13 protein-coding genes and 1 riboswitch are annotated in these 12,330 nt (G+C 47.8%); of the genes, 5 read left to right on the top strand and 8 right to left on the bottom strand.

Annotated features, from left to right (window positions below):
- Positions 1-100: 100 nt before the first annotated feature.
- Positions 101-195: riboswitch (glycine riboswitch) on the bottom strand.
- Positions 196-511: 316 nt separating this feature from the next.
- The 4 genes from DESLBE_RS13115 to DESLBE_RS13100 form a co-directional block, all read right to left on the bottom strand.
- A complete protein-coding gene (locus DESLBE_RS13115; RefSeq protein WP_144677175.1) occupies positions 512-1,357 on the bottom strand; it encodes a DNA-formamidopyrimidine glycosylase family protein in 846 nt (281 codons plus the stop codon).
- A 4-nt stretch (positions 1,358-1,361) separates the two neighbouring features.
- Positions 1,362-2,084 carry a DUF5131 family protein gene (locus DESLBE_RS13110; RefSeq protein WP_144677174.1) on the bottom strand — a complete coding sequence of 241 codons (723 nt, stop codon included), beginning with the start codon at positions 2,082-2,084 and terminating at the stop codon, positions 1,362-1,364.
- A gap of 52 nt (positions 2,085-2,136) precedes the next feature.
- Entirely contained in the window at positions 2,137-2,577 is a 441-nt protein-coding gene (locus DESLBE_RS13105) for a GyrI-like domain-containing protein (protein WP_072770789.1), read from the bottom strand.
- A gap of 75 nt (positions 2,578-2,652) precedes the next feature.
- Positions 2,653-3,549 carry a YafY family protein gene (locus DESLBE_RS13100; protein ID WP_144677172.1) on the bottom strand — a complete coding sequence of 299 codons (897 nt, stop codon included), beginning with the start codon at positions 3,547-3,549 and terminating at the stop codon, positions 2,653-2,655.
- A gap of 337 nt (positions 3,550-3,886) precedes the next feature.
- On the opposite strand from DESLBE_RS13100, the gene erm reads away from it, so the two are divergent.
- Positions 3,887-4,681, top strand: a complete 795-nt coding sequence (gene erm, locus DESLBE_RS13095; protein WP_144677170.1) for a 23S ribosomal RNA methyltransferase Erm — start codon at positions 3,887-3,889, stop codon at positions 4,679-4,681.
- 158 nt (positions 4,682-4,839) lie between these two features.
- Here erm and DESLBE_RS13090 read toward each other — a convergent pair whose 3' ends face one another.
- The 4 genes from DESLBE_RS13090 to DESLBE_RS13070 form a co-directional block, all read right to left on the bottom strand.
- Positions 4,840-5,457 (bottom strand): zf-HC2 domain-containing protein, encoded by a 618-nt coding sequence (locus DESLBE_RS13090; RefSeq protein ID WP_144677168.1) that lies wholly within the window; start codon positions 5,455-5,457, stop codon positions 4,840-4,842.
- The gene (locus tag DESLBE_RS13085) at positions 5,444-5,947 is read right to left on the bottom strand and encodes an RNA polymerase sigma factor (RefSeq protein WP_202980547.1); all 504 of its coding nucleotides are present in this window, start codon (positions 5,945-5,947) and stop codon (positions 5,444-5,446) included. The genes DESLBE_RS13090 and DESLBE_RS13085 overlap by 14 nt, the downstream gene beginning before the upstream one ends.
- Positions 5,948-6,137: 190 nt before the next feature.
- Entirely contained in the window at positions 6,138-6,596 is a 459-nt protein-coding gene (locus DESLBE_RS13075; protein WP_144677166.1) for a threonine/serine exporter family protein, read from the bottom strand.
- A gap of 13 nt (positions 6,597-6,609) precedes the next feature.
- Positions 6,610-7,371 (bottom strand): threonine/serine exporter family protein, encoded by a 762-nt coding sequence (locus DESLBE_RS13070; RefSeq protein WP_144677164.1) that lies wholly within the window; start codon positions 7,369-7,371, stop codon positions 6,610-6,612.
- Positions 7,372-7,653: 282 nt separating this feature from the next.
- On the opposite strand from DESLBE_RS13070, the gene argC reads away from it, so the two are divergent.
- From argC to DESLBE_RS13050, 4 genes are all read left to right on the top strand, one after another.
- Positions 7,654-8,709: an N-acetyl-gamma-glutamyl-phosphate reductase gene (gene argC / locus DESLBE_RS13065; protein ID WP_144677162.1), complete on the top strand. Its 1,056-nt coding sequence runs from the start codon at positions 7,654-7,656 to the stop codon at positions 8,707-8,709.
- Between the two features lie 72 nt (positions 8,710-8,781).
- On the top strand, positions 8,782-10,050 hold the full coding sequence (gene argJ / locus DESLBE_RS13060; protein ID WP_144677160.1) for a bifunctional glutamate N-acetyltransferase/amino-acid acetyltransferase ArgJ: 1,269 nt from the start codon (positions 8,782-8,784) through the stop codon (positions 10,048-10,050).
- A gap of 102 nt (positions 10,051-10,152) precedes the next feature.
- A complete protein-coding gene (gene argB, locus DESLBE_RS13055) occupies positions 10,153-11,049 on the top strand; it encodes an acetylglutamate kinase (RefSeq protein ID WP_011459300.1) in 897 nt (298 codons plus the stop codon).
- 34 nt (positions 11,050-11,083) lie between these two features.
- Positions 11,084-12,283: an aspartate aminotransferase family protein gene (locus tag DESLBE_RS13050; RefSeq protein ID WP_144677156.1), complete on the top strand. Its 1,200-nt coding sequence runs from the start codon at positions 11,084-11,086 to the stop codon at positions 12,281-12,283.
- Positions 12,284-12,330: the final 47 nt, after the last annotated feature.

The following is a 12,330-nucleotide window of genomic DNA, read 5'->3' as shown; positions in this document are numbered from 1 at the left end:
CACTCCTCCTGATGCATTGTTTGTTGACAAATAAAAGAGTCAAACCATAAGCATATGGTTTGACTCTGGATACGCGCAAAAAGGCCCAAAAGTACTTGAGCACAGATTCTCTGTTCTTTGGCCTGAGAGATTAGCCCGAGGAATTCGAGCCTTACACCTTCGGCACCCAAAATGGGATTCTCCAGAGTTACATCCATTCATAGTCCTCACCTGAAATACCAGGCACCTGAGAGTGTTACTCCTTCGGCAGGGCGCAGCCTTTTTCCTACAAACTTCATTTGTCGATATTATGTTGTGTTTCTATGTAACATCATATTTCAAGATGCTATCACATTATTAAAGTTAAGTCAAACAGAAGTTACTTAGCTTTTGAAGGTGGATTGGGCGGATGAAAACAACCCATAAAAAAGGGCGTAAATAGTTTTGCGACGCCCCCGTTTCTTGGAGTTAAACCAAGATTCGAAACCGGTTTCGAATCTGGCAAGCCCTTCCTCCAACATACCCTCTCAAATCATCTGACCGGGTGTTGACCAGCCAAATTCTGGGGCTGGCATTCCGGGCAGAAATACACTGAGCCCCCCAGGTAGCTTTCCTTAAGGATTGTCCCGCCACATTGCTCACAGTCCGTTCCTGCTGTATTCTTTGACATCTTTGTCTTGTATCCCCCGGAAACTCCGAACAAATCTTTTTCCGTGTCACGGCCGCCAAGCTTTGCCATCTCATTCAGCACTTTCATAACCGCCTGAAGCAGCTTATCCCGTTCCCTTTCAGCCAGGGTGACTATTTTGCGTTTCGGATGGATGCCCGCTTCAAAAAGAATATCCTGCAGCGTACCGTTGCCGATGCCGGGAAAACGTTGCTCCGTGGCCAGAAAGGCCTTGGCGCTGAGGGTTGGTTTGCTTTCTGAAAAGAGGCGGAGGTAATAATCGGGGAAATCCTGGGCAAAGGGGGAGATAGAGTTCCTGCTGGCCAGGTAATAGTGATTGTCATAGCTGCCGTCGTGCGCAAATATTCCGCCGTACATGGCCACCGTAAAAACCAGGGCCTGCCCGTCGTCCAGCTCCATCATCAACTGATAATTCCCCGGGGCTTTACCGGCCGGCATAAGACGGAGATTCACCCCGTCGTTGACGCACAGTCTCCGGCCATTGTCAAAAATCAGTTCCGCGAAGATGCCGAATCCCTCGGCCCCGGCAATCCTGCTGCCGGAAAGTGCCTTGTCATATTCTTCGGGTTCGCCGCTATACCAGCAGAATTTATGAGCTTTTGTGGGGGGCCATACTTTCAGGATACGCCGGTTTTTCACACTTTCGTTCAGCTGCCTGGTCAGAGTGAGGACTTCGGGTAACTCCAGCATAACTTTACTCCCTTCCTGCCTGATAGTCTATATTGCTCTCTCGGGCACACTTGAACAGCATGCCGTAATTAAGCCTGCGCAGTTTTCCGTTCTGGATAAAGTTGGTCCCGCACTGACGGAAAGAAAAGCTGACGTTATGCCGCATACACTGCTCTCTGACCGCCAGGGCCCAGTCATAATCAAAAGGTCTGGCATTGCGGTCATATTCCCCGCCCACGACGACTAACTCAATGTTCTCTAAATACTTTTCAATATCTATCGCCTCAAGCATGGGCTGAAGGGCGATATTTTTGTGTTTGATAGGCAGCTTTGAAAAAATTTCCAGACGTTCATCCGCAGTTTGCTGGTTTTCCACCGTACAGCCCACCGTGACATTCTCATACCCCTCACCCCAGTCATCGGGAAGGCACTGGGAAAAGCGCTCAATCCTCTTAGTGAGAAAAAGAAAGTGCAGATCAGGGCGCTCTTTCATCATGCTCCAGCATTCATTCCGCCAGGGGTCAGCCTCCTCAAGGAGGAAGTCGGTTGAAAAACAGCAATAAACAAGCTGCCCGGATTTCATGATGTAGTGGCCTTGTTTGTTCACAGCCACAGGGGCGTTGAATTTGGCGGACTTCACAATCAGATTGGTGTCCATCCCTCTTTTGATGTCCCCTTTATGGATATAACAGAATTTACAGCCCTCACTGTAGCGGTGACAGCCCCGCCATGGATTCCAGACAGCCACAAGTCCAACTCCTTACCTTATTCCCGTGAAATATTCCCATTTAATATGGATTTTATTTTAATGCAATATAGATTTTGATCTCCGCCACGCCGTTTTCATTGCTCAGGTACTCTTCAAAATCACCGGTAAAGCTTCTCTCCAGAGGCAGTGCCCAGATTTTATCCCATGCCTCTGCTACGTCTTTGACAACATCGCCCTTGATCTGGAATACGGCGTAGTTGCCGGCGGGAATGATTTTTTCGACCAGTTGGAGATTTTCGTTTTTCGTCACTTCGGCGCCTACGGTGACATCATAGGATGTTTCGTCATAGCCGGAGTACAGTCCTAGGCAGTAGGGGTTCGCCTGGTTCTGAATGGACGCCCAGATTCCATCCTCCATGAATTTCTGCCATAAACCGCCGATTACCTGCTGGCATTGGGGATCGGTGTGTGAAGTTCTTGCCGTTACACCGACAACGATTTTCTCTGGAAGGGTGACGATTTCATAGTTCATAGTGATTACCTCTTTCCATATTAGTTATAGGGTAATCACAGTATAGTCCGGCTAATATGACAACAGTATGTCATATTAGGAATAGTTTTTCAAAGAATTCTGCAACCGGCGCTTCATTTCAGCAATGGCTTGTTCAGGTGAAAGAATGGTACAGTATGCTCCGAAAGAGGCGGCATAAGCGCATATGGTGGCGATGTCCGGCAGATAAAGCTGGCAAACAAAGTCGCCGTTTTCATTGATTTCATAGTGGCTGATTTCGTCATAAACCCGGAAAGCCACTATCTTTGAGATAAGCAGTTCGGTTTTGATGTAAGAGTCCGCGTCAAGCTTCTGCCCCGCAAAGATGGTTTCCGGTGTTTTCATCTCAAAACCAGTGTTGGTTACCGATAGTTCGGTTATTCTCCTCAGTTTGAAAAACCGGTAATCCTTGCGCAGGGTGCAGTAGCCGTAAAGATACCAGGCCGCCCCCTTGAACACAAGCTTCAGCGGTAAGACCTCACGGAGCAGTTTTTCCGCTTTTCCGCTGGCGTACATAAAGGTAATTATTTTCTTTTCGATGATGGAGGTTTTGATGTTCTCAAAATTCGCCTCATCATTTTCAAAATGTCCCCAGGATGAAAAGTCAACCTCGATCCAGTCGGTATTTTTGGCACCCAGCATACTGGTGAGCTTGCTCAGGGCCGTTTCACCTTTGGAAAGATTGACGGCGTTGAAGGCTTGCAGAGAGGAGAGAATTTCACTTTTCTCCTCTTCGGTGAGAACCGCCTTGTTGAGGATAAAATCCGGCAGCAGGGAAATGCCGCCCCCCTTGCCTTTGCTCATATAGATGGGCATACCCCCCTGAGCGAGGATTTCCACATCACGATAAATGGTTCTGGCCGAAACCTCAAAGCGTTCCGCCAGCTCCGCCGCAGTTACAGTCCGTTTTTCCAGAAGGATGTAGATGATTTCAAACAATCGATTAATCTGCATAAATGCTCCTGTCAATATCATTTGCCGGTTTGTTTTCGCCAGATAATACTTATGCCACATCATACCATGTTCTAAAGTTCATTATATCTTTGGACTATACAATAAGCAAATTCAGTGAAGTCTATGCGCATTGACAACACTCCGAATTTCTGTATAATTTTAAAGGTAATCATCTCAAATTAACAGTTATTTTGGAGGATAATACACCTTATGTATGCTTCAATGCGGCTTCGTAAATAAGGCGTGCGGAATAAGAAAGGTCGGTAGACGATTTTCCCTTTCTTAGATTCTGTGCGCCTTTTTTCGACTCCAATGAAGCGAAAGAGGTGTATTTTTTATGTCCAAAAACAAAAAACAGGGGCAAAAGCTGCCCCTTTGGGTATCCCAAAATTTTTTGACCAGCCATCGAACCATTATTAAACTGCTTGGCCGGACCACCATCGGCATCCATGATCATGTCCTGGAAATTGGCCCTGGAAAAGGCCATATAACCCGTCTGCTTGTGGACAAATGCCGGAAGGTAACCGCTGTGGAAATCGATGCCAGGCTGTATGATAAACTTCTTGAGAAGTTTAAGGGTACGGAAAATCTGCATCTCTACCATCAGGACTTTTTGCAATGGCGGCTTCCCGCTTCCGGAGCCTACAAAGTCTTTGCCAACATCCCCTTTTGTCATACTACCGCTATTCTCCGCAAGCTGACGGAGAGCAGGAATCCCCCTACTGAGGCCTGGCTCGTTATGGAAAAGAGCGCAGCCAAACGTTTTATGGGAAAACCCCGTGAAACCCTCAGGTCTCTCCTGCTGAAGCCTCTGTTCGATCTGGATATTGCTTACTATTTTCAGCGGGAGGATTTTCATCCCAAGCCTGGTGTGGATGTCGTTCTGATTCACTTAAAGAAGAAAACGCAGCCCGATATATCGCCCGCCCAATGGCGCCATTATGAACGTTTTGTCGCCAACGCCCTCCAAGGAGGCGGAGCCGGGCTAGGGCGCATGTTTAGCAAAAGACAATTGAGCCGGGCTTTTCGGGAAGCAACGATTCACGGTTTTGTTTTCGGTGAAATTCTTTATGTTCAGTGGCTTTGCCTTTTCCGATGTTACTGCAAACATGTTCTCCGCATCAGAGAATAGAGCTCCACACCAGGAGTCTACAACCTGGTCTGATATATTCTTGAGCTTTCTCCCCGACCATTTTACTATTCTCATTAGCCCAGCATTTCTGAAAATACCGAATGGCTTCGTCTGCCATAAAAACTTTATTTTGGTTACGTCAGTCTGCTTATTCAGTATTACTCCACTTCCTTGCCATTTCTATATAAGACGGTCTTATCGGCAAACTCAATGACAATGTTGCTTTCAAAGTTGTCAATCTCACGCCAATATTCCGGAACACCTACGCTAACTGAGCGATCACCGGAGTCGAAAAGGTTGCGGAGAAAGGTGGTCCGGATAATTTTATAATGATAAGCAGCATTGTCTCTATCTTTGAAAGTCGGAGAGGATGCTTCAACCATTTCAATATTACGCCCTCTAATAGTTACTTGAAAAGATTTAAGTCCTCCCTGCATAGTCACCTCTTCTGTCCAGATTTGGGTTTCTGAATAATTGACCGGAAGCTCAAGCTGGTAAAGATAAAGGCCGGCCATAAATAAAACCGTGATAATAGCGGCTGTCATAATGGAAACCCAAAGCTTCTTGCGATGCCATGTCTTTCTAATTCTCTTCAGATGTGTAGCATCGGTATCTGCCGCCAACTTGATGGGTGTCTGCATTCTTTTCAGTTCATTGCCGCAGTTTTCGCATTCTGACACATGTTCCTCGATCAGTGTTTTCGTGTCAGCACTTACAACACTCTCGATATAGAGGGGCAGTATGTCTTTAATAATATTACAATTAATCCTTTTCATCCAATCCCTCCAGAGTTTTTAATAGTTTGTTCTTGGCACGATAAAAGGTCACTCTTGCCCAGCTGGCATTTTTGTTAAAGATCAGCCCGATCTTCTCAAAAGGCAGTTCACCAAAAACCCGAAGAGAAAAGACCTCTTTGTAGGGTTCATCCATATCATGCAGAATCTGATGGATTACAAAGGCTGTATCCTCATCCATGATCTGCACCAACACATCAATTCCATGATCCGGGACATCTTCTATAAAGGGTTCATTGATGATGGCCTTGCTTCTTTTGTAATGGGTGTAATATGTATTGCGCGCTATGGCAAAAATCCATGCCCGGATGTCTTTCGAACCATCAAAGGTGTCGATAGCTTTGATAGCTTTGAAGAAGGTCTCCTGGGTAATTTCCTCTGCAACTTCTTCTGAGGAGGAAAGACTTTTCAGGAATAAAAAAACTTCTTTGAAGTAGCGCCGGTATAGAGCCTCTAAGTCTATCTTCTTCACCCCCTCATATAGATAACTTTTGAAACCGGAAAGCGTTACAAAGTCTTGGCAAAGATTATCTGCAGTACCCGAACAATCTTTTTAGCATGTAACAAGACGGTTGATATTTGGACATTCCATAAAGAATGTTCCCAAACATCAACCGTCATTTAATGGGTGAAAACGATAAGTTTCGTACTCATGAGCCAGATCACCGACCAGATAAATTGGGCTTGGAAGCCCCTTTCTTGCGACTAAAGGTTTCCGTAATAACGCCGGAAAAGATCAAACCAAAGGCAATAGAACCGGCCATAAGAAGGGTGATGGTACCTAACCGAACCCCTTCTGTGTAATTGTTTTCAATAAATTGCCGAATGGTGGCATAGGCCATACCCCCGGGAACCAGAGGGATGATTCCGGCAATACTAAAGACTGTGACCGGCATTTTGTAGAACCGGGCAAGAATTTGGCTGATTGTAGCGACACTAAAAGCGGCAAACAAAGTAGCAGTTATAGTATCTATCTCCAGATTCACGGTGAGCGTCACAAAGACAGCCCAACCCAGCATTCCTACCAGGCCGCCGGTGAACAGGCTTTTTCGGGGGACATTAAACAAAATGCCAAAAGCCATAGTGGCAAAAAAACTTGCGTAAAGTGCAGTCCAACTCATAGTGTCACACCTCCTACATAAGTACAGCTAAAACCACGGCTATTCCGGTACCGATGGCAAAGGCTGTTAAGAAAGCCTCAGTTCCGCGGGCAAGTCCGGCGATAAGGTCCCCGGCCATCAGATCACGGACAGCATTGGTGATCAATACACCGGGCACTAAAGGCATAACCGAGCCGATAATGACTTTGTCGATCTGAATATCAATACCGAGATAATAGAAAAAATAAGCAATAAAGCCGATGGTGAAGGCAGCAAAGATTTCGGAAAAGAATTTGACAGCAATGCGGCGGTTGGCTTGGGCATAAAGTAAAAACCCCAGCCCTCCAGCTACTACCGAAGGCAGGAAATCAATCATGGTTCCCCCAAAGGTCAGACTGAAAAAGCCGCTGGCCAGAGCGGCCGCAATAAGCTGCAGCCAGAAAGGGTAAAGGAAGCCGGATTTTTCGATAGCCAAAAGCGCTTCATGGGCCTGCTGAAGGGTTAGCTCTTTTTCACTTAATTTACGGGAGATCTCATTGACACTGACGATTTTATTCAGGTCAATTTGACGTTCATAGATTCTTAGGAACTTAGTCTGTTCCTGATTCCGCTCCTGGCCCTGCAGGGATAGGAAAAGCCCTGTGGGCGTAACATAGCTGTGAGCCTCAGGAACTGCACAGGTACGGGCAATACGGTTCATCGTATCTTCGATGCGATAGATCTCCGCCCCGCTTTGCAGCATGATTTTACCGGCCAGAAGACAGACTTCCATGACCTCCCCAATGGCTGAATTCACTTGGTTTCCTCCTATTTAGAAGCGGCCAATTCATAGTGAACCGTAAATTAGCTGCTTTATGAATTCCGACAGGTTTGAATTAAGGTATTGATTCCATACCATGATAGCACAACTCTGAGAGAATCTACAAAGTAGAAAAATGGCACAGCAACAGTAAGTAAAGATAATGGAAAGAATGATCAAAGAAAGATGAAAAGAAGTAAAAAAGATTTCCCAAAAAGTGATTGAATTATTATGCATATATACGTATAATTATTAAATAATCATAGAGGAGGTATCGGTGTGAAAGTAGGAATTATCGGAGCCACAGGGTATACAGGCCAAGAGCTGGTGCGTTTACTCCAAAATCACCCTGAAATAGAATTAGCCTACTTAGGCTCATCCAGTAATAGCGGAGCAGTCTATGAGGAGATGTTCCCACAGTTTTCAGGGCTAAGCTCCAGCCTGGATGCAGGGTCAGGGTTAGGAACAGGGAAACTGGATGATGAACAGGTGCCGGATTTGGACGTTTTATTCTGCGCCCTTCCCCATGGCCTTACCGCAGGCCGAACTGCTCAATGGCTGAACCGGGGGATCAAAGTCATCGATTTAGGGGCAGATTTCCGCCTTAAAGATGGAGCAGTTTATGAAGCCTGGTATAAAGTTCAGCACCCTGCCCAGGAGTTGCTGCCGGAAGCCGTCTATGGGCTTCCGGAATTATATCGGGATAAGATTGCCGGAAAAACTCTCGTAGCCAACCCCGGCTGCTATCCCACAGCCACCCTATTGGCTTTGGCTCCGCTGCTGCAGAAGGGGCTGCTGCAAAAAGATGGACTGATCATCGATGCCAAATCCGGAGTTTCCGGAGCCGGGCGGGGTGTTGCTTTAGGAAACCTTTTCAGTGAAGTCAATGAGAATTTTAAAGCCTATGGGGTAGCCAGTCACCGCCATACCCCGGAAATAGAGCAGCAATTAACGGAGGCTGCCGGAGCAGAGCTCCTGGTTAATTTTACCCCTCATCTTGTGCCGATGATTCGGGGAATTCTGGCCACCATCTACGCTCAGGTTACGCCTGGCGTTACAGAAGCTGACCTTAAAGCCTGCTGGCAGGAGCAGTATGAGGGAGAGGAGTTCGTGCATATTCTTCCGGAGGGAATTTGGCCCCAAACCAAGTTCGCTTTAGGAAGCAATCATAGTTTTCTCCAGCTTAAAATAGATCCGCGAACCGGGAGGGCTATTCTGGTCTCGGTGCTGGATAATTTGGTCAAAGGTGCTTCAGGGCAAGCTATTCAGAATATGAATCTGATCTGTGGGCTGCCGGAGAATATAGGGCTTAAAATGAGAGGGCTTTGGCCATAAATAAGCCCATTCAGGCAGTTTGGATCTACTAAATAATATTGAATCTATTAAATAATAAAAGGTGTGAGTTCAATGGATAATACAACGCAAAGCAAAGAAAACAAAGGCGAGCCCCAACCCAAGTGGTCCTGGATTGAGGGCGGGATTGCCGCTCCTCAGGGATTTCGGGCAGCTGGAGTCAAGGCAGAGATTAAATATCCGGATAAGTATGATGTGGCCTTGGTTTATTCCGAGGTGCCGGCTCAAGCTGCGGGAGTGTTTACCCGCAATAAGGTGAAAGCCCATCCCCTAATTCTCACCAAAAAACATTTGGAGAATGGTATAGCTCAGGCTATGGTGGCTAACAGCGGCAACGCCAATGCCTGTGTGGGAAAACCGGGGGATGAGGCCGCTTGGGCTATGGCTGTGAAGACCGCCGAGGTGCTGGGAATTGCCCCTGAAGACGTGCTTGTGGCCTCCACCGGGGTTATCGGTGTGGAATTGCCTGTAGAGAGTGTTACCAGGGGGATCGAGAAGGCTTCTTTGGAGATCGCTGAGAAAATTTCCCCAGAGGAAATGACGCAGAATTCCCATCAGGCAGCGTTGGCTATCATGACCACCGACACCGCGGTCAAAGAGGCAGCCTGTGAATTGTCCACAGAGCATGGTGTAATCCGCCTGGGGGCAATGGCTAAAGGCTCCGGGATGATTCATCCCAATATGGGCACCATGCTGGGCTTTATCACCACGGATGCTGCCATACCGGCCGCTGAGCTGCAAGAGCTTTTAAGGGAGGCGGTGGAAGACAGCTTTAATATGGTGACTGTGGATGGGGATACCAGCACCAACGATATGGTATTGGTTCTGGCCAACGGAAAGTCGGGTATTACCTTAAATCCCGAAGAGTGGGCGGAGTTTCGCCGGATGTTTTGGGCCGTATGCCAGAAGCTGGCTCAGGACATTGCCCGGGATGGAGAAGGGGCGACCAAATTCCTGGAAGTCCAGGTCCTTGGGGCAGCCGCAGTGGAGGACGCCCGTAAGATTGCCAAAAGCATTTGCGGTTCCAGCCTGGTGAAGACAGCTCTTTACGGAGAAGATGCCAACTGGGGAAGAATCCTTGCTGCCGCCGGGTATTCCGGAGCAGAGTTCATTCCCGATCAGGTTGAAATCTACCTGGGTCATGTTTTGGTAGCTAAGGAAGGCCAGGGGGTTCATTTCTCTGAGGTGGAAGCCAAAGAGGTTCTCAGCAAGAAGGATGTGCTCATCAAGCTTCTCCTTCAGGAAGGGCAAGCCCAAGCCACGGCCTGGGGATGTGACCTGACCCATGATTATGTCACCATCAATGGAGATTATCGGACTTGAGCGAAGGCCGAATAAGAAATATCAAGGTCTCAAGGTTCTGGTCAAAGAGGGATTCTTGCTCTCCGGCCCCTGCCTTCCGACCTCAAGAAAGGGGATATGGAGATGACTCCTCTGGATAAAGGCTTGGATAAAGCCAGAGTGCTCATTGAGGCACTGCCCTATATTCAGAAATTCACCGGCAAAACAGTGGTGATCAAATATGGCGGTCATGCGATGCTGGATCAGGACCTCAAGGAAAAAGTCATGCTGGACATTCTTCTCCTGCACTCCGTCGGGATTCGCCCAGTGGTGGTTCATGGGGGAGGTCCCGAGATCAATTCAATGTTGACCAGGGTCGGCAAAGAAAGCCATTTTGTACGGGGGCTGAGGGTCACTGATAAAGAAACTATGGAAATCGCCTCCATGGTCCTGGTGGGAAAGCTCAACACAGAAATCATTTCCTTGCTTAACCGTTTCGGCGGTAAGGCTGTGGGGCTGTCGGGAAAAGATGCCCAGCTGCTCCAGGCGGTTAAGAAGCCTATGAAATTTGAGAATTCCCAAGGGGAGCTGGAGGATGTGGACTTGGGCTTTGTAGGTGAAATTGAACAGGTTCGCCCGGAAATAGTTATTTCCCTTGTGGAGCAAGGCTATATTCCTGTTATCTCACCGGTAGCCGGCGGTGAGGATGGGGAATCCTATAATATCAACGCCGATACGGCCGCCGGAGAAATTGCCAAAGCCTTGAAAGCCGATAAATTTCTGCTGCTTACCGATGTGCCTGGAGTTCTCAGAGATGTAGAGGATAAAGATTCCCTGCTTTCCGTGATCAAGGAAGATGAGATCTCAGGGCTGATCGATTTGGGTGTCATCAGCGGCGGCATGATTCCCAAAGTAGAATGTGCCCGGGCAGCTCTGCAAGGCGGCGTGGGAAGTGTTCATATCCTCGACGGACGAATCCCTCACGCCATTCTCCTGGAACTCTTCACAGACGGCGGAATCGGCACCATGTTTAATGCTTAAAATCAAATGGACTTTTTAGAAGGGGGAGGCAACTATGTGCGAGAAAACCCATACCATGATCCAGCGAGGTCAGAAGGTAGTGATGAATACTTATGGTCGTTTGCCTATGGCCATTGTCAAGGGAAAGGGCACCACTGTCTGGGATATCGAGGGCAAGCAGTATTTGGATTTTGTCACAGGCTTGGCAGTCAGCTCCCTGGGTCATAGCCATCCGGCGGTGGTGGAGGCCATCCAAAAGCAGGCTGAGGAGATTTTGCATACTTCCAACCTCTATTGGATTCCTAGCCAAATCGCCCTGGCGGAAAAATTAGTGGAGCATTCCTTTGCCGATCAGGTTTTTTTCTGCAACAGCGGTGCGGAAGCCAATGAAGCAGCTATAAAAATAGCTCGGAAATACGCCAAAGAGCATTACAGTGAGGATAAATATGAAATTCTGACTCTGGTCAATTCCTTCCATGGTCGGACTTTAGCCACCTTGACCGCTACCGGGCAGACCAAATACCAAAAAGGGTATGCGCCTTTGCCGGAAGGATTCACTTATGTGCCCATCAATGACCTGGCCCAGCTGGAAGAGAAAATGAGCCCGCAAGTGGCAGCTGTCATGCTGGAGCCTATTCAGGGGGAAGGCGGGGTATTTCCTTTAGAAGTGGAATTCTTAGCCAAAGCCCGCCAGCTTTGCGATGATTACGGGGCACTTCTGATCTTTGACGAAATCCAGGTGGGATTAGGGCGAACCGGTAAGCTTTTCGCCTATGAATGGAGCAATGTAGCTCCGGATATTATGACCTTAGCCAAAGCTTTAGGGGGTGGAGTGCCCATCGGAGTTATGCTGGCCAAGGAAAACGTTGCCGCCACCTTTAAGCCCGGGGATCATGCCTCAACCTTCGGAGGAAACCCTCTGGCTACAGCCGTAGGCTGTGCGGTAATGGATGTGCTCACCGAGGAAGGATTCCTGGAAAATGTTCAAAAACGGGCTCAGTATTTTAAGCAGGAGCTGCAAAAGCTGGCGGACAAATACCAAACCGGCACAGAAATCCGGGGACAGGGCTTTATCCTGGGCTGGCCACTTGACCGTCTGGGAGCGGAGATTGTGGAAGGAGCCAGAGAAAAAGGCCTGCTGATTAACTTTGTGGGAGGAAAAGCCTTAAGATTTTTACCCCCTCTCAATGTTTCCTATCAGGAAATAGATGAGGCCATCACCATACTCGATCAAATTTTTGCTGAGTGCTGGTAAAGTGGGGCAAGGAATAAAAACATAGTAAAAGGAGAGTCTGTTGTCTA

It is taken from the genome of Desulfitobacterium sp. LBE (assembly GCF_007830365.1).
Taxonomy (GTDB): Bacteria; Bacillota; Desulfitobacteriia; order Desulfitobacteriales; family Desulfitobacteriaceae; genus Desulfitobacterium; species Desulfitobacterium hafniense.
Note: the sequence above shows the minus strand (reverse complement) of the source record. Positions and strands in the feature narration are given on the sequence as shown.